The organism is Psychroflexus sp. MBR-150 (assembly GCF_053628795.1).
Map to the genome: position 1 here is coordinate 1 of NZ_JBRJHB010000001.1, position 19,662 is coordinate 19,662.

14 protein-coding genes are annotated in these 19,662 nt (G+C 31.9%); 11 read left to right on the forward strand and 3 right to left on the reverse strand.

Annotation, left to right across the window (positions count from 1 at the left end; all coding sequences use genetic code 11):
• Window positions 1–216: 216 nt before the first annotated feature.
• From truB to ACSSV5_RS00015, 3 genes are read right to left on the reverse strand one after another with little or no spacing between them, the layout of a single operon-like run.
• Window positions 217–918, reverse strand: coding sequence for a tRNA pseudouridine(55) synthase TruB (gene truB / locus ACSSV5_RS00005; RefSeq protein WP_454244435.1), 702 nt, complete (start codon window positions 916–918; stop codon window positions 217–219).
• 9 nt (window positions 919–927) lie between these two features.
• Window positions 928–1,203 (reverse strand): DUF3098 domain-containing protein, encoded by a 276-nt coding sequence (locus ACSSV5_RS00010; RefSeq protein WP_211064966.1) that lies wholly within the window; start codon window positions 1,201–1,203, stop codon window positions 928–930.
• Between the two features lie 4 nt (window positions 1,204–1,207).
• Entirely contained in the window at window positions 1,208–2,089 is an 882-nt protein-coding gene (locus tag ACSSV5_RS00015; RefSeq protein WP_454244269.1) for a cell division protein FtsX, read from the reverse strand.
• A gap of 395 nt (window positions 2,090–2,484) precedes the next feature.
• Here ACSSV5_RS00015 and ACSSV5_RS00020 point away from each other — a divergent pair, with 395 nt between their 5' ends.
• The 11 genes from ACSSV5_RS00020 (at window position 2,485) to ACSSV5_RS00070 (ending at window position 18,967) form a co-directional block, all read left to right on the forward strand.
• Window positions 2,485–3,132: a 2OG-Fe(II) oxygenase gene (locus ACSSV5_RS00020; protein ID WP_454244270.1), complete on the forward strand. Its 648-nt coding sequence runs from the start codon at window positions 2,485–2,487 to the stop codon at window positions 3,130–3,132.
• Between the two features lie 344 nt (window positions 3,133–3,476).
• On the forward strand, window positions 3,477–5,645 hold the full coding sequence (locus tag ACSSV5_RS00025) for a prolyl oligopeptidase family serine peptidase (protein ID WP_454244271.1): 2,169 nt from the start codon (window positions 3,477–3,479) through the stop codon (window positions 5,643–5,645).
• A gap of 258 nt (window positions 5,646–5,903) precedes the next feature.
• Window positions 5,904–7,214 carry a tyrosine-type recombinase/integrase gene (locus ACSSV5_RS00030; protein WP_454244272.1) on the forward strand — a complete coding sequence of 437 codons (1,311 nt, stop codon included), beginning with the start codon at window positions 5,904–5,906 and terminating at the stop codon, window positions 7,212–7,214.
• A gap of 15 nt (window positions 7,215–7,229) precedes the next feature.
• Window positions 7,230–8,693 (forward strand): hypothetical protein, encoded by a 1,464-nt coding sequence (locus ACSSV5_RS00035; RefSeq protein WP_454244273.1) that lies wholly within the window; start codon window positions 7,230–7,232, stop codon window positions 8,691–8,693.
• Window positions 8,694–8,803: 110 nt separating this feature from the next.
• A complete protein-coding gene (locus ACSSV5_RS00040; RefSeq protein WP_454244274.1) occupies window positions 8,804–9,100 on the forward strand; it encodes a helix-turn-helix domain-containing protein in 297 nt (98 codons plus the stop codon).
• A gap of 3 nt (window positions 9,101–9,103) precedes the next feature.
• Window positions 9,104–11,404 (forward strand): DUF3987 domain-containing protein, encoded by a 2,301-nt coding sequence (locus ACSSV5_RS00045; protein WP_454244275.1) that lies wholly within the window; start codon window positions 9,104–9,106, stop codon window positions 11,402–11,404.
• A 123-nt stretch (window positions 11,405–11,527) separates the two neighbouring features.
• Window positions 11,528–11,698: a hypothetical protein gene (locus tag ACSSV5_RS00050; protein ID WP_454244276.1), complete on the forward strand. Its 171-nt coding sequence runs from the start codon at window positions 11,528–11,530 to the stop codon at window positions 11,696–11,698.
• A gap of 64 nt (window positions 11,699–11,762) precedes the next feature.
• Entirely contained in the window at window positions 11,763–14,339 is a 2,577-nt protein-coding gene (locus ACSSV5_RS00055) for a DNA methyltransferase (protein ID WP_454244277.1), read from the forward strand.
• 8 nt (window positions 14,340–14,347) lie between these two features.
• Entirely contained in the window at window positions 14,348–15,205 is an 858-nt protein-coding gene (gene dinD, locus ACSSV5_RS00060; protein WP_454244278.1) for a DNA damage-inducible protein D, read from the forward strand.
• A complete protein-coding gene (locus ACSSV5_RS00065) occupies window positions 15,205–18,138 on the forward strand; it encodes a DEAD/DEAH box helicase family protein (RefSeq protein WP_454244279.1) in 2,934 nt (977 codons plus the stop codon). The genes dinD and ACSSV5_RS00065 overlap by 1 nt, the downstream gene beginning before the upstream one ends.
• 358 nt (window positions 18,139–18,496) lie before the next feature.
• Window positions 18,497–18,967, forward strand: coding sequence for a DUF6169 family protein (locus tag ACSSV5_RS00070; protein WP_454244280.1), 471 nt, complete (start codon window positions 18,497–18,499; stop codon window positions 18,965–18,967).
• The last annotated feature ends 695 nt before the right edge of the window (window positions 18,968–19,662 follow it).

Sequence of the window (19,662 nt, forward strand, 5' to 3'; positions counted from 1 at the left end):
ATCGCTAATCTTGATTTTTTTCTCTTTGCTCATTAATGCATTATTAAATCTTATATGCATTAGTGCATTAGTGGCTAAAGTTGTCCAAAGTGAGTCTATTAAAATCTGTAAATTAAACCAAAACCTCATTTCGCCTGTTTGACTTTGCAGGAAAAACCATAAAACGAAGCCTGACCAAAGATGCAGACCGTCTTATGAAATGTAATAGTTTTTTAACTATCCTAACTCATCGACAAACCGCTCCAAACTCAAGGCCTGTTCCAATCTAAAATCTCCAACAGCAGTGCGTCGCAATGCCGATAAATATGCACCACTATCCAAAGCTTGTCCAAAATCATGTGCCAAACTGCGAATGTAAGTACCTTTGCTACAAGTAACTTCAAAACTGACTTTAGGCAAATCTACAAGCCTAATCTCAAAGTTTGTGATTTCAACTTCGCGTTTTGGAATATCTACCGCTTCACCTTTTCTTGCATATTCATACAAGCGTTTGCCTTCTTTTTTTAAAGCTGAAAACACAGGCGGTTGTTGAAGTATTTTGCCTGTAAACTCTTGGGTTTTGGCTTTGATAAGTTCCGCATTAAGGTGTTCAATCGGAAACTCCGCATCAATCTCCGTTTCCATATCAAATGACGGACGCGTTGCCCCAAGTGTAAATTCACCGGTGTAGGTTTTGGCTTGCCCCATCAACTCTGGAATAGTTTTAGTGGCTTTGCCCGTGCATATAATGACTAAGCCTGTAGCCAAAGGATCAAGTGTGCCAGCGTGACCGACTTTAATTTTTTTGAGATTGTATTTTTGTTTGATAAGCCAACGCACTTTGTTGACCAATTGAAAAGACGTCCAATGTAGTGGTTTATCGAAACACAACACCGCACCGTTTAGAAAATAATCTTTAGAAAATTCAGAACTGTCCAAACCCAAAGCTTAAGATTTGCCTTTGTTGGGATTGAGCAAAATAGCGTAAACCTCAATAGCAAAACCAATAATCACAATCGTTGGTGCCAAACGGATACGTCGCGGACTATATATATCGGGGTTAAACACTTCAGGGTCATCACTACCACCACCACTCATCAAAATAAACCCGATGGCAATCACCACCAAGCCAATAATCATAAACAGATAGTTTTTACGCTCAAAAATAAAGGCATTTTGTTTCTGTTCTTTCAATTCTTCTTTGCGTTTGCTTTCTCCACCCATAATCTTAATAATAAAGTTCGTCTGTTTTTAAATTCAAAAAGCGTTGCGTAGCCAAAAAGGTGCTGAACCACGAAATAAGCACACCCAATAAAAATACAGCAACAAATAATCCGGCAAGCAACAATTCATCAACCAACAAATCAAGCTCTGGATAAGTTTGGTCTAAAAAATACAAAACCGTTGCCATTCCAAGCATCGCTAATATTGCACCAATAATTCCAAGCTTAACACTTCTCCAAATAAAAGGCCGACGAATAAATCCTTTAGTCGCCCCAACCATCTGCATCGTTTTAATCACAAATCGCTTAGAATAAACAGAAAGCCGTATCGAGTTGTTGATCAACAACACCGCTATAAACGTAAACACGCCACAAATGACCAACACCCAAAAACTGATTTTTTTGATGTTGTTGTTCAGCAAAGCAATCAAAGGTTTGTCGTAAACAATCTCAGCCACAAAATCTTTTTCAGATAAGTCACGTGCAATTTCGGCCAGTTGCACTTCATTCACAAAATCAGCTTTAAAATACACGTCTATCGACTGTGGCAACGGATTAGCATCGCCCAAAAAGTTCATAAAATCTTCGCCGATATCTTGTTTATAGATTTCAGCCGCTTCCTCCTTTGACGTATAAACCGTATTTTTTGTGTAGTCTGCCAATGCCAATTGCTTTTGCAGTTGGTCAATTTCAATTTCCTTCGCCTGGTCTTTCAGGTAAATGCTCATCGCAATTTGCTCCTTAAAATGGTTAGCAACCTTTTGCGTATTAATCACCAAAATACCGAGCAAACCCACGAGAAACAGCACCAAACCAATACTGATCACCACAGAAATATAAGACGAAATCAATCGCCGTTTTTGATATTTTTCAAACGATCTGGCCACGCGTTAAATTTTGGTAAAAATATAAAACTCTTAGTTGAAACGCTCTAATGTTGTATTTATTTTTTTTAGGACGTCACCTTGCTTTCCATTTCAACGCCGCAGCCCCAAGCCAAGACTTGTTTGCAGCTGCAGGTCTTTCCTAAGGTCAAGCCCTTCAGCCGCACAAGTCTAAGGCTTTGGGCTTTACGGGGTTTCCATTCCAATCAAGCGTAGCACCCGCAAGGCACAAATTTGTTCTGCCTTGCGGGTTAATTAACAAAAAAACATCTCTAAATTATTTTATCTCCAGTAAAAGCATTTGTAAATTCAAAATTATTAGTGCATTTGTGGCAAAATACCACTATAAAATTATTTATTTTTACAAGCCTTTTTTATCCAAAAGGTGTTGACAAAAAATGACAAAAACTTTACTATCCGAACAATTAAATGGTAGTTTTCACAAGGCTTACGAAAACATCATTTCCCAACTTCAAAATCAACATTACGCTGTGACAGATGATTTTTTTGATGAAGAACTTTTAGAACACCTGCACCAGCATATTTTAGCATTATACCAAGCTGATGAACTCAAAAAAGCCGCTATCGGCAAACATTTTGACGAGCATATCAAAACTGAAATCAGGGGCGATTATATCCAATGGATCAATGATAAAATGCCAAATGAAATTGAACTTCGGTTTTTAAACCACATCCAGCAGTTTATCGATTACCTTAACCGCACCTGTTTTATGGGTATTTTGCATAAAGAATTTCACTTTGCCGTCTATCCTCAAGGTCGGTTTTATAAGCGACATCTCGATACCTTTCAAAACGATCAAAGACGAAAATTGTCGATAGTGTTATATCTCAACAAAAATTGGTCAGCTACCAATGGTGGCGAATTGGTGATTTACAAACAAACCAACAACCAAGAAAACGCCATTTCAATTCTTCCAAAATTCGGTCGTTTAGTCGTCTTTGAAAGTCAAGTTTTAGAACACGAAGTCAAACCTATCAAACAAGGTTTAAGGTTGAGCATTACTGGTTGGTTGAAAGTGAGGTAATCAAACAAGACTAAGCCATTTCATTTATTTCAGCAGTATGATGTTTTACCAAGTCATTGATAGGACGAAGTAATCTCATGAATTTTAGCACTATTCTATCGTATATCTCGTTATAAATTTCAATACAAAATACACTGCCATATCATCTTTTCTACTCTACCCAAGACAGAGCTAAAGTCAGACTTGCATTGACGTGTTTTTTTTAAAACAACAAAAAATTATAACCTTTGTCAACAGGTATTGATTCTTTCCATGCTTCATGTAGAGAAACTTCAATTCATTTGTTTTCTAAACTTTAATTTTTATGAATTACATTTACAATTTCTTTAAAAAAATAAAACACGATGAAAACGCCGTATTATCTAATTATTCTAAGTTTGATAGCTTGCAACAATTCCAATCAAAATACACCTAACCAACAAGAGACCTCAATGACCTATCCCAAAACCAAAACCGTCGATACCGTTGACACCTACTTTGGCACTGAGGTAAAAGACCCTTACCGTTGGCTTGAAGACGACCGTAGCTCAGAAACCGAAGCTTGGGTTAAAGCTCAAAATAAAGTTACACAAGCTTATCTTGACAAAATTCCCTACCGAGACCAACTCATCAAACGCTTAACAGAAATTTGGAATTACGAAAAAATTGGAGCTCCATTTTTTGAAGGTAACTATGTCTATTTTTCAAAAAATGACGGTTTGCAAAATCAATCGGTTTTATACCGTTACAAAATAGGAAAAACCGAAGCCGAAGCTGAAATATTTTTAAACCCTAACACTTTTAGTGATGATGGCACCACTTCTCTATCTTCTTTGAGTTTCTCTGAAAACGGCAAAATATCAGCACACTCTATTTCTGAAGGCGGAAGCGATTGGCGTAAAATAATAGTGATGAACACTGAAACCAAAGAAGTCATCGATGACACTATTGTTGATGTGAAGTTCAGTGGTATTTCTTGGAAAGCTAATGAAGGATTTTATTATTCCAGTTATGACAAACCAAAAGGCAGTGAGCTTTCTGCCAAAACCGATCAACACAAATTGTATTACCACAAACTTGGTACTCATCAATCAGAAGATCAGCTTATATTTGGCGGTACACTAAAAGAAAAACACCGTTATGTTTCTGGCAATGTCACTGATGACAATAAATATCTGTATATCTCTGCTCGCAAATCAACCTCGGGTAATCAACTTTTCGTTAAAGATTTAACCCAACCTGATGCTCAACCCATTCCAGTAATGGATAACTACGATAGTGATGTTGATATTCTCGACAACCAAGATGACCAAATCATCATGTACACCAATTACAATGCTCCAAACGGTAGAATTGTAAAGGCTGATTTTCCCAATCTATCTCCAGAAAACTGGACAGATCTTATTCCAGAAACAGAACACGTGTTGAGCCCATCAACAGGCGGTGGTTATATTTTTGCTGAATATATGGTTGATGCCATTTCTCAAATTAAACAATACGATAAATCTGGCAAACTTATCCGTGAAGTTAAACTGCCAGGAATAGGAACCATTAGTGGCTTTGAAGCTAAGAAAGAAGAAAAAGAATTGTATTATCGTTTTACTAATTACGTCACTCCTGGTTCAATTTATAAATACGATATTGAAAATGGAATCTCTGAACTTTATAGAAAATCTGCCATAGATTTTGATACTGAAAATTACGAAAGCCAACAAGTGTTTTACACATCCAAAGACGGTACAAAAATCCCAATGATCATCACGCATAAAAAAGGTCTAGAGTTAAATGGTCAGAATCCAACTATCTTGTATGGTTATGGCGGATTTAATATTTCACTAACACCAAGTTTTAGTACAGCCAATACCATTTGGTTAGAACAAGGCGGTATTTACGCTGTGGCCAATCTCCGAGGAGGTGGCGAATACGGCAAAGCTTGGCATAAAGCAGGCACCAAAATGCAAAAACAAAACGTCTTTGACGATTTTATTGCCGCAGGTGAATATTTAATAGAAAATAATTACACATCATCAAATTACCTTGCTATTCGTGGTGGCTCTAATGGTGGTTTGCTTGTTGGTGCAACCATGACTCAACGCCCTGATTTGATGAAAGTGGCTCTACCTGCAGTTGGCGTGCTTGATATGTTGAGATATCACACGTTTACATCTGGTGCTGGTTGGGCTTATGATTATGGCACATCAGAAGATAGTCGAGAGATGTTTGAATATTTATACAATTATTCACCCGTTCATAATGTTAAAAAGGGCATAGCTTATCCTGCAACTTTAATAACCACTGGAGATCATGATGACCGAGTTGTGCCAGCTCATAGTTTTAAATTTGCTGCTGAACTACAGGCCAAGCAAGCTGGTAATAATCCTGTTTTAATTCGTATAGAAACCGATGCAGGTCACGGTGCTGGCAAACCTACTTCAATGGTCATTGAAGAGATAGTGGATATTTTTGCCTTTACACTTTTTAATATGAAATTTGAAGAATTGCCTTACACTTATCCAGCAAAAACAAATTTGTAGATTTTAGAAGTTTTCAACAAAAAACCCTAAAAGCTTGTTTTTTAAGCGATTAGGGTTTGTGAAAGTGGTGCCTCCAGCACCAATATTAATAAACCTTCCTTTGTTTTGTTTTATCCTATTTTACACCAAAACCCTTTATTAACAACACTTTCAAGAACGTTAAGAAAAATAAGACAAAAGCAATATAGGTTTAAATAAACTCTATATTGAACCTAATATTGAACCCTTTTTTGTATATTTACGTATAATTCAAAGGTTATGAAAACAGTAAATAGAGTAAAAGGCACAATAAGATTTGCGTTCAAAAGTAATAAAAAAGCGGAAACAAATAAGAGTAAATCATTCACTATTTATTTATTCTTTACTTATGGCGTTGGAAAGAAAATTAAAATATCTACTGGTCTAAAAGCCAAGTATGGAGATTGGGATTTTAAAAAACAATGTTTTAAAAACAAATCAACAGTTGAAGATTATGACAAAAAGAACCAGACATTAAAAACGCTTGGTGCAAATATTAACGAAGCTTATAATAATCTCATTGATGAAGGTATTGATTTTTCTCAAGGTCTGTTAAGAGCGAAATATGACAAAACCAATAATAATCAGACCACAAAAATCACCAAAGAACGACTGGTTTTTGTTGATGTGACAAACAAGTTTTTAGACTATAAAAAAGGAACAATAAGTGAGGTTACTCTTCGCTCTTACAATCAAGCATTAAGACTGATTGAAAAATTTCAAAAACATCACAATACAACATTAGAGTGTGAAGACATAGACCCCGATTTCCATAAGTCATTTGTAAGCTATTTAGAAGAGGTAGAGGACTTTAAATTAAACACTATAGGCAAACATATCAAAACCATTAAAACCTTTATGAATTATGCTTTAAATGAAGGATATACTACTAACCAAAGGTTTAAATCATCAGAATTTAAGGTAATGAAAGAGAGTACAACGCAAATTTATCTTGATGAAGATGAAATAAAAGCAATGTATGAATATGATTTTAACAAATACCATGAATTAGAACACGCCAGAGATTTATTTTTAATGGGTTACTATACCGGACAGCGAGTAAGTGACTACAATTCTTATAAAAAAGAAGACATTGTAAAACAAGATGAAGTGAATTTTTTTAAAATCGTACAAAAGAAAAATCGCAAAAAGGGAAGAATTGTGCTTTGTCCTATCACAAAAGAAATGCAGAACATAATGGATAGCAGACACGATGGTTTACCACCTAAAAAGATACACGATAAAGATCTAAATCTTCTGATTAAGCAAGTAGGCCAACATATTGAAGTTGATTCGTTAAATGAACTTATAAAATGTACTTATACACAAGGCGGAAAAGAAATAATTGAATACGAAAAGAAATACAATCTGATTGGCACACACACGGCACGCCGTAGTTTTGCTACTAATATGTATAAAAAGGGAATGCCCGTTTATGATATTATGTTATTTACAGGACATACCACAGAAAAAGAATTTTATAAATATCTTCGTATCAAAGATGAAGAACGCGCTTCTCACGTTGTGAAAGCAGGGTATTTTAATGTGTAATTAAGATAAATAGTTATGAATAACCAAATTGATTCTAAAAGACTCGTCAGAGATATATGCATAAAAATAAAAGAATTTCAAGAGTTGAAATATACGCTATACGACATTGAAGAAAAGTACAATGAAGAAAAGCTAAAAGAAAATTACGATAGAAATGAGTTGCTTAAATTAAAGGAACTTAAAAAAAACATTTCTGAAAATTTAGATGAATTGCATAAAAGGTCACAGAATGATAACTACTTTTATCCTGATTGTCCCTTTGATGTTTTCAAACATAATTTTCAAGAAAGAAACAAATCGTATAGTGATAAAGACTTTTTAAGACTTTACACACAAAAATATGCCTACTATAGCTTTATAGATATGTATAGGTTTTTATATCACGGAAAAAAGAAATTTTACTATCACCCATTTATTAATAATAACAACGTTGAATATGATGATATAAAAGAAAAGAAAGTAATTTATTTTGAAGAAAGAATTAGGAGGTTAGGCTCAACACCTGATATAAACCGATTGAAAAAACCTATTGATAATAAAAACAAAACGCTTATTAATAGTAATGAAAAATTAAATGAAATTTTAAAAAAAATAGTAGATAAAGTAAAATTTTACGATACAAGAATTGCGCATTACAATGATGAGTTAGAATACAATCACAACAAGGGAATTGAAGATGATATTTCACTTGAAATCAAAATTGACGACTTAAATAAAGATATATCCTATTACGTCACAAAGTATTTAAAAGAACTTCAAAAATTATCATTAGAATATAACTACTATTTTTTTGATTGTCCATTCGATGTTTACAGAGTAAACTACTATAAAAGAAAAAACGAATATTTAAACAACAGTATTGACACTAATGAAGCTGATTTTATAATGGTTGAGCTTAACAAAACAGTAAACTATAGAGGAGAAAGATACTTAACATTTGAAAACAAAAAATACCATTATCATAATCTACTTAACGATGTTGGTTTGTTTTACAATTCAGAATTAAAGAAACAAGAATATCTAAAACTCAAACTTTCACAGCTTGGCTGGGAGGCATATCAGATCGAAGATGAGAATAAAATACCAAGCCATTATCATTATGAGAAAAACGATAATTATAAATCAGAATTTTTGGGTGATAATAATTTAAAAGAAGTACAAATAATGGATAACGAAGAATCAAATAAAGAAAATAAAACTAAAATGAATGATTCCCAAAATTCTTTTAAACAAAAACAAAATAAATCTAACAATCAATTAACGGCAAATCAGGCTGTAATACTGTTAGACAAAATAGGTTTTTTTAGTCATAGTTATATTGAATATTTATCTAAAAGTAGACAGGCGCAGATTATAAGTAAATTAATAGGAAAAGATAAAAAAAACATTTCAGACTATATTTCTAAACTTGAAAACACAACACAAACAGATAGTTACATAAGAGATTTAGATAAAATTGATAATTTGTTAGATACTTGATTTTACTATAAGATGGGTAACTTTTGGGTAACTATGGTAGTTACTACAACTCACAATATCAGAGGTTTATGATTTATTTTTGCCTGCATAACCCATAAAATTCAGAGGTCATGCAAGAGCAAAAACTTATCCAGTTACTAAATGTAACACCAAATGAACTCAAAGAGAGTATCATTAATGATGTAAGAACAGAGTTAAAAACAATTACTCAAAACTTACATAAAAAAGAACCCGAAGAATATCTCACTCGTAACGAGTTAGCAGATATTTTTAAAGTCACACTTCCTACCATTTCAGATTGGTCTAAAAAAGGAATTCTTAAGCCCTATCGCTTAGGAAAGCTCGTGCGTTTTAAACGCTCCGAAGTAGAACAAGCCTTAACATTAATTAACCCTAAAAACCAATAAGCTATGGAAAAAGTAAGTGTATATCAAAATTTCAAAAATAAATTAGAAGACAAGCCCCTAATAGATATTCTCGAACAAATAAAAAACGGAGATTATAAAACTCAAATAAACAAAATCAGAGAATCAAACAAAGAAGGAAAAAAAGACGAAGTCAAAACCTTAAAAGATAATCTGATAGCGTTTACCACATCAGCAACATTCAATGAAAATAGAACAGCTAAAGATATAAATACCTACTCACAATATATTTGCTTAGATTATGATAAACTATCAGATATTTCGCTTGAAAAGGCAACACATAAATCTAAATTAGCACAATATACTTATGCAGCTTTTGTAAGTCCAAGCGGTATGGGGTTAAAAATAATTGTAAAAGTAAATACAGGTCAAGAATACCACAAAGATGCTTATAATCAAGTAGCAGACTATTACAATCGTGTATTTGAACTACAAAATGATAATTCTTGTAGTGATATATCTCGCTTATGCTTTATCTCTTATGACCATAACTGTTTTATCAACAAAAACGCAGAAGTTTTTGAAATAGAAACAGAGCCTTTCGAAACTGAAAAAAACAGCTTAGAAGAATTACAAGATGATATTTTAGAATCAAGACAGGAAATAATGATAGAATCAAATAAACAAGACGCTCAAAATCTTTCAACTTCCGAAAAACTCGATAAATGCTTAAAGTTCACTGAACAAAAACAAAACTATCACGAGGGCAATAGAAATAATTTTATCTATCTATTCGCCTCTAATGCTAATAGATTTGGCATTAACGAAAGTGATACGCTTAATTTTTGTATAGATCAATTTGATTTGAGTGTAAAGGAAATTAAAAACACGGTAAATAGTACGTACAAAAATAATAGTGAAGACTTTGCAAAGTTTGCAAAGTTTGCAAACCTTGCAGAATACGATAAACACTTCATCAAAGAAAATGATAATATAAACAACAACTCAGTGCTTAGTAACACCCCTATAATCCCAAATAAAGTGTATAAAACATTACCAACATTATTTCAAAAAGGAATAGAACATATAAAGGGTAAAAGGGAAAAAGATGTTTTTCTTACAGGCGCTTTATCAATTATATCAGGATGCTTACCAGAAGTAAAAGGCTTATATCATGGCAAAGAGGTATATCCTAATTTATTTTCATTTGTATTAGCTCCAGCAGCATCAGGTAAAGGCACTCTAACATTTGCAAAAATATTAGCAGACAAATATCATGACGAAATAATTGCGTTATCAAAACAAATGCAGGAAGAATATAAACAACAATTAGAAGCACATAAGCACGCTAAAAAATATTTGAAGAAAGGGGAACAATTACCGCCACCGCCCGAAGAACCACCTTTTAAAGTAGTTTATATTCCTGCTAACACAAGTAATGCTAAAATCATAAAACACTTAGAAGATAATGATGGTTTTGGCATTATATGCGAAACAGAAGCAGACACTTTAGGTCAAGTATTTAAAAATGATTGGGGATCTTATTCAGACTTACTTAGAAAAGCATATCATCATGAAAAAATATCCATTTCAAGAAAAACCAATAATGAATATTTTGAAATAAACAATCCAAGGTTGGCAGTAGTGTTATCTGGCACACCAAACCAAATACTTAATATTATAGATTCAGCTGAAGATGGTTTGTTTAGCAGATTTTTGTTTTATGTGTTTAGTTCAGAACCAAAATGGTTGGACCCATCACCAAAATCCAATCCTATAAACCTAACAGAACATTTTAATAGCTTATCTAAAGATGTGAATGAGATGGTAAAATTTTTAGATAATTCACCAACTTATATCACCTTATCAGATAAGCAATGGGAAAGATTCAATCCTTTATTTGATGAGTATTTGTTTAGAATCTATAATCTGGTAAGTGAAGATGCCACCAGTATCATAAAAAGATTAGGTCTTATTGTATATAGATTTTGTATGATTTTTACAGCTTTAAGAAAGTATGACCACCAAATGCTTGATCCAAATTTAGAATGCACAGATGAGGATTTTAATAATGCAATTGCATTAGCTGATATTTACTTAGAACATAGTTTAATTGTATATAACAGCCTACCAAACAATACCAGTGAAATAACATTTACAAAATCTTCGCCAGTATTTGACTTTTATAAAGAGCTACCAAAAAAATTTCAAAGAAAAGAAGCTGTAGAGTTAGGTAAAAAGATAAATATTAGTGAACGCACAATAGATAACCATTTGTCAAAATTAGAAAAAGCAAGGTATTTATCTAAACCTAAAGCAGGGTATTATATCAAAGTGAAAAAGTAGCAAAGCTTGCAAACTTTGCAATCTTATATTTAACTATGCCGGCAGTTAAATATTAGTTTTCAATAAATTGTAATGCATTAAAATGTAAAGAAAACAGAAACTACACCTAACTCACAACACAAAATGTTGTATATTATTCCTAACTTTGTTACAAAACATAATCACGAAGTACCATCTTTAAACAAGAAAATGTCAGGCTACCAAACCTTAGCCTATTATTATGTCAGTTGGACTATAGCTGTTCATGAAATGTTACCTGAACTTCAATTACCATTTGATAAAGATTTACGATAGCTTTGAAGATGGTTAAATAGATAATAATATATTTACAATTATAATTTTAAAAATTGAAAGTTAAATGAGCAATATTTACGAACAACGATTTTACTCTGCCCTAAAAGATACTTTCATTGGTCATCCTATAAAAGGAAAATCAGGCTATGTAAACCTTATGGACTTAAAGGCGAAGTATTTTGCTGAAATAGAACCTTATATAAAGCAAGAGATAGATAAACAAATAGAAGCCAAATACCGTGAAGAATTATTTGAGAAGCTCTTTAACTTTTTTGATTGTTACCTAAATGAAACCGGCACTGTTTTCTTTGCCAACTCTCAAATTCACAAAAACCTTTACGAAAAAGTTTATTCAGACCGTGATGATGTTGCTTTATTTTGGAAAACACAAAAGTTATATTACGTAAAGTCTGAAGCTAATTATGACGACTTACAAACAGAGGTAAATGGTATTAATATAAAATTTGATGCTTCTGATATAAAACATACCAAAGGAAACGAAAAGAAAGCCATACAATTCTATATGGTAAAAGCCACCAAAGATGAAGTGGTTTTTAAAATACGCTATCAGGAACAAAATAAATACGACAGACTAAGAGAATATCTTGATTTAATAAAAACCAATGATATTATAGATAAGTTATTAGAAGAATATGGGAAAGACCTACATTCCAACATTTTCTTCGAATCATCAAATATGAACTTTGATGTTTTTTCAAGAAAAACAGACCAACGTAAGAATATTTATTTTGAAGATCAGGAAGATGCTTTAAATTCTGTAAAAGTAGAGTATAGTATTAGTGATGTATCTTTAATGTTAGAATATCTACATAAAAATAGCATCATTTTATATGAGGAAGATTTAAAAAAGATCTTCAGCATTTACAAACGCCAAAACGAAATAGACTATTTTATACATAAAGATGCCGAAGGATTTCTTAAAGAGCAATTTGACATTTACGTCTACAATTGGTTGTTTAATGATTTAGATACTGATTTTGATGTGGCAACTGTAAAACGGATGCAAAACATTAAAAAAATTACGCATAAAGTCATTGAATACATTGCTCGTTTTGAAGATGAACTCAAAGCCATTTGGGAAAAACCAAAATTTGTACGCAATTGTAACTATGTTTTAACGCTTGATAAATTAGCAAATAATGTTGCACTTATTCAAAAAATCATTAATAGTAAAGGATGGGATAGCCAAGTGGCAGAATGGCAAAAATTAAAAGAAGTTTGGACTGATAAAAACACAGGCAAAGAGATCAAAAAAGAATGGGAATTATTCAATTTTTCATTTGATAAGAATTTGAAGAATGATATAATTAAAAATAAAAAATTTAATATCAAATATCAATATATCCCAATTGATACAAAATTCTTTCCTGAATTAAAACACCAAATTATCTCCAGCTTTCCTGAATATGATGAAATAATTGATGGAGTGTTAATTAAATCAGATAATTGGCAAGCCTTAAATACATTTAAAAATAAATATCATAAAAAAATAGATTTAATTTATATAGATCCACCATTTAATACGGGTAGTGACTTTTTATATAAAGATGCATATCAAGATAGCACTTGGCTAAATTTAACTTTTGACAGATTAAATTTATCAAAGGGCATCTTATCAGATTTAGGCTGTTTTATATTACACTTAGACCATAACGCATCTCATTATGGAAGGATTTTGCTTAATAATGTTTTTGGAATATCAAATTTTAGAAATGAACTAATTTGGTCATATCGTTCAGGTGGTGCTTCTAAAAAAGAAAGTTTACCTCGTAAACATGACAATATAAATCTATATTCCTCTAATCAGCATTTTGAGATAAAATCAAAGTATGAAAGACAGTATTTAGAAAAATCCTTTATGGGTTCTAAAGTTGATGAAAATGGTAAATATTATGTTGATACACTTTTGCGAGATGTCTTAGAAGGTAATATTCCCATTGTTGGTGAAGATGGAGGTATTTATTTTTATAATACAAGACCTGTCTTAAATTTATCAAAAGAAAGACTGGGTTTCGATACACAAAAGCCAGAAGGTTTATTGAGGTTATTGTTTGATATTTCTTTAGATAATTCAAAAAGAAATTTTGTGTTAGATTTTTTTTCTGGCAGTGCGTCAACTATCTGTACAGCTCAAAAGAGTGGTCATAAGTGGATAGGCGTTGAAATAGGTGAACACTTTTATGATTTAAATATTCCAAGGTTAAAAAATGTGTTAATCGGTGATAAAGCCGGTATTACAGAACAATTTAATTGTAAAGGTGGTGGCTTTTTTAAATACTATGAACTCGAACAATACGAAGATGTTCTATCCAGAGCTAAATACCAATGGCAAACAAAAGATGACGAAAATCAGGTAGAACAGTACAGCTTCTTACAAGACCAAAAGTTATTAGATGCTATTGAGATTGATTACGAAAAGAAAAATGCCAAAGTAGTGTTTGAAAAGCTCTATCCTGATGTTGATATAGCTGAAACACTTTCTAACCTTTCAGGCAAGCACATCAAGCAAATTTTTGAAGATAAGGTCGTGTTTGAAGATGGCAGTGAAGTAATTTATGATGAAATGACTTTTGAAAAATATCCATGGATTAAGCCATTGATTTGGTGGAACAGTAAATAAGAAAAAGCATGAAAAAAGATATAATATCAGCCTTAACCGCTACTTTCGAAGAGCATGTCAACTTAACAAAAGAAGGAATTGAATTTTGGTTTGCAAGAGATTTACAACATTTATTAGGATATAGTAAATGGGATAATTTTTTAAAAGTTATTAATAAGTCTAAAACTTCATGCGAAGCTTCAGGGAATGAAATTTTAGACCATTTTGCCGAGGTCGGGAAAATGGTTACACTTGGTTCTGGTTCACAACGTGAAATTCAGGACTTCATGCTTACAAGATACGCCTGTTATCTTATTGCACAAAATGGAGATCCCAAAAAAGAAGCCATTGCTTTTGCTCAAAATTATTTTGCAATTCAAACCCGTAAATTTGAGCTTATAGAACAACGCATAAAAGATTGGGAAAGATTACAAGCAAGAACAAAGTTATCACTTTCAGAAAAAGAGCTAAGTACACTAATTTATGAACAGACCGGGAGCGACAGGAACTTTGCCTTAATAAGAAGTAAAGGTGATACAGCTTTATTTGGTGGTTTAAGCACAAAACGCATGAAAAATAAGTTAGCTATACCTAATAATAGGCCTTTAGCAGATTTTTTACCAACCATTACTATAAAAGCTAAAGATTTTGCTACTGAGATAACCATTTTTAACACCAAAGAGAAAGAATTAAGCACAGAGAGAAGAATATCAGCAGAACATATTACCAATAATAAATCTGTTCGTAAAATACTTTTAGAAAGAGGCATACAACCTGAAAACTTACCACCCGAGGAAGATATAAAGAAATTGGAGAGACGAGTAAAGTCAGAAGAAAAAAAGCTGGGTAAAAGCACTAAATCACTCAAAGACAAAAGGAAAGATTAATGGCGAAAATAGTTTTAGAAAAATTAGTTAAAGATAACCCCGCATCCTTGCCTGAGTTTTATAAAAATTTAGATAAAGAAACTTTTGGTATCGATTGGAAGCTTCATGAATATCAACAAGTAGCATTAAAACATGCATTAAATACGCTTTACTATTATTTTGAAAAAAAAGAACACCTGCATGACCATTATAATTTCCAAACACAACAGGACTGGAAGAAACAAATAAGCTATTCTAAAGATAGTAAACACTTTGGTTTATTAGGGCAATATTTCAATGTAGTAGAGGATAAAATTCCTTTTTCAGAGTTTTTAAACCGTGCTTCGTTATGGATGGCAACAGGTTCGGGTAAAACATTAGTATTAATAAAACTGATTGAGTTCATTCACCAATTAGCACAAAATGATTTTATACCAAAAAATGATATTCTTATTCTGGCACCTAAACCTGAAATTTTAAACCAGATAAAATCACACATTGAAATTTTTAATAAAAATAGTTCAGTCAAAATACAGCTTAAAGATTTAAGAGAATTTGAAAAACAAAAACATTTACAAACATCACTTTATGATACAGATGCCATAACCGTATTTTATTATAGAAGTGATAACATCACAGATATTGACAAAACTGAATTGTTGAGTTACAAAACTGTTCTAAATGGTGGCAAATGGTATGTTCTATTAGATGAAGCACACAAAGGAGATAAAGATGAAAGTGTAAGGCAAGCCTATTATTCTATTCTTGCAAGTAAAGGTTTCATATTTAGTTTTTCAGCTACTTTTACAGATACTATAGATATTGTTACAACAGCGTATAACTTTAACCTGAAAAAGTTTATTGAAAAAGGGTATGGTAAACATATCACTATTAGTGGTGAAGAGTATAAAAATTGGAATAAGAAAAAACAAGATGAATTTTCAGAGGCTGATAAAACGGAGATGGTGGTAAAATCTCTATTAACTTTAACAGCTATTAAAAAGAAAGCAGAATTCATCAAAGCTAAACACCCTGCCTTATTTCATAACCCATTGTTATTAACTATTGCTAATGAAGTAAATACAAAGAATGCAGAATTAAAACTGTTTTTTAAACAATTGGCAGTTGTGGCATCTGGCAATTACGATCTAAATAAAGCAAAGGAAAAATTACAAAGAGATTTATTAGATAATAAAGAATATCAATTCAACACAGAGAATATTCCAGGTTGGTTTGTACAAGATATTGAAGACCTGACAAAAGAAGACATCCTGAAACAAGTCTTTAATGCCTCAGCTTTTGGGAAAATTGAATATACTCGTATTGTAGGCAATTCTGGAGAAATTGCTTTTCGGGTCAAAACAGCAGATTCAGGTCAGCATTTTTGCCTTCTACGTGCTTCAGAAGCGACTAATTGGGGTGGCAATATACTTGAAGATTATGAATATACTGAAACCCCTTTAACGAAATCATTTTTTAATGAAATAAACAAAACATCAAGTCCAATCAATATTTTACTTGGTTCAAGAATATTTACTGAAGGTTGGGATAGCAATAGACCAAATGTTGTGAATTTTATTAATATTGGTGTTGATGAGAGTGCGCAGAAATTCGTGTTACAGGCCATAGGTCGTGGTGTAAGAATTCAACCAATACCAGACGTAAGAAAAAGACTCTCTTTTGTCAATAACCCTGAAGAAATTAAACAACTTGAAAAATATATTGATTTTAAAGCAAGAGAAGAAGTTTTAAAAGAATGCCTTCCATTGGAAAGTCTATTCATTTATGCTACTAAAAAAGAGGTCATAAAAAAAATTACAGAAAACCTAAATCGAGAAAAAGAAGCAGATGACTGGAAGATTGTAAAAAACATTAGAAAAACGAAGATTCCTAAGGAACTCATAATTCCAAAATATGAAGAAGTAGAGGCCGTCATACCAACTTATACAATTAATAAGCTTGAATACAAAGAACTAATTGATTATGTTGGTTTAGAATCTGGAATAAAAGATAAGTTAGCATTAATGCAAGTACCAACTAACGTATCCAAGACATTAGTTTCAGCACTTGACAAAATTAGAGATGATAAAAACTTTAAATTTGAAATTGAACATTCGGGTAGAACTCCGATGGACAATTTGTTATTACTTAATAACCATTTTCATCAAAAACCAAAACGACTAAAGAATTTCCAACCCATATTAACTGAAATTAATCACTTTGAAAAAATAGAAATCGCAAATCTACCAGATGGTGAGTTATTAAAATTAGAGCAATTTATTTTAGATTCTTTAGATTCAGAAAAACTTAAATACTCATCTGTTAATGATATTGTATCAGATTACAACAACAAGAAAATAACAGAAAAAGAACTTCAGCATCAAATTAGCCTTTTCAATAATCAAGGCGTACCTATAATTTACAACTATAATGGTTTAAAACTTGAAATAAACACAAAGTTTCTATCAGAGCATTATTATAATCCGTTATTGTTATCATCAGAATCGAATAAGCAGTTATTTAAACACATAGTTTGGGTAGAATCTGAAGTTGAGTTTTTAAGACGCTTAGACGAGAATAAAGAGAAACTGTCTAAATATGATTGGTGGTATTTTTCAAAACTTGACGAATCCACAGATGATGTATCGATACCATACTATGATTCTGCTTTGCAGCAATATAGAAATTTCTTCCCTGACTTCATTTTTTGGTTAAAAGAAAAAGATTCAGACAATTTAATAATAAAATTCATAGACCCAAAAGGCAACAGAATCGGCACAGGTAATGCAGAAGATAAAGCAAAAGGTTATGAAAACATTTTTAACGACCACAGTGTAAAATTTGAAGATAAAGAAGTAAATATTGACTTATATTTTTACAACGAATCAATAGGAGTTAACGATTCTGTAAAGGGTTATTTTACCAAAAGTTTTGATAGGATGTTTAAGAAATAAAATTGCTTTAAAATATTTTTATTCGTATTGTTTGTATATAATAGGTAGAAAGCTTTATACGTTTCTATGCATAAAAGTGTGGTAAAGCTTATATCAGTATTATTTTATTTACAATATTTAAGGGTTAGTGTTTAGGTGTTAGTCGATTAGCTGTCAGCATTAAATGTTAAAATGCTTTGATATAAGTATTTATATTCTATATGTTTGCAATAAACAAGACAATGATACACACTGTTAACATAAAAGCTAATAAAAAAGTTGCTAAAACTTTTGATAAAATGATAGCTTTAAAGAAAGCGCGTAACATTAAAACATTATCAAAGTTAAAAAGACAATTAAAAAAATAGCATTTCATTAAATGTACGATTATTATGTAGAAGAGGATGAAAATCCTCTTTTTTATTTTATCACCAAAAACAACAATACATATGCTGTAGAGTTTTTTAAGCATAATATTGATAACGATTACATATATGAAGTCTACGAGCTATCTTTTAATGTAGTTGAGGAGTATTCTAAAAGGAATGATTTATATGTAAGTAGTACCATTATTAAAATAGTTGTTGATTTTTTTTACAATAATCCAAATGCAGTTATCTTTTATATCTGTGACTCAAATGATAATAGACAAGTCTTCAGAAATAGGCTTTTTAACAGGTGGTTTTTAAAATCAAATAAAGATGAAATTTATAGTAAGTTAAATTTGAATTATACAGGAGCTGATTTTAATTATAAGCTTGAGTTACTGTTCTTTAGTGAGAAATATAATTTTGATAAAATCATAGAATCTGTATCTAAAGAGTTAGAAATATTATCAGGTTACAAATAGTTGTATTTCCCCAGCAAAATAAGTATAGCTTCCGTTGCACTACAGCCATACCCATTTTGCTTCCCCGCAGTAAAAGCTATATCACGTTTGTAGGTATAGAAAAATAATTGTAACAATAGCATTTACTTTTTGCCTTTGCCCTCTTTTCGTTCCGTTTTCATTACACCATTTATAGTTAAATATACCATATCGTGGCAGGTAATAAGGTGTGCTTCCGTCATTCTGTTTTGTTCCATATAGCATAGCTACAAGGGGTTTTTAGTAGATAATAGCAGTTAGTTGCTTTCATAGAAAAAAATTGCTTCATAAGTCGTTATTTGCTTGTTACTCCCTTGTATCTACCATTCATACGCCTGCTTCCGCTTAAAGCTACAGCAGTCTATTCATTTGCCATATTACACACACGCCATTCCTCCAGCACCCGTAGCTACTCCTGCACCCAAACCCATAAGGTTTTGCTATCGCAAGTATGTTATTTGGGTGCAGCCGCTACTGCATAATTGCGCGAGCCTGCGGTCACAACGGGCTAATAGTTTGTCACAGTAATTGGAGCATCCAAGTTTTCATAAAGCTTATTTTTTGTTCCTATGGTCACAAAAAAAAGCCTTATTCAAACCGCGCAAAAAAGAGCTGTTTCTACATTCCATTTCAAGCATTTGATTTTGCAAGTTTAAATACGATTCGATTTTCAGTTG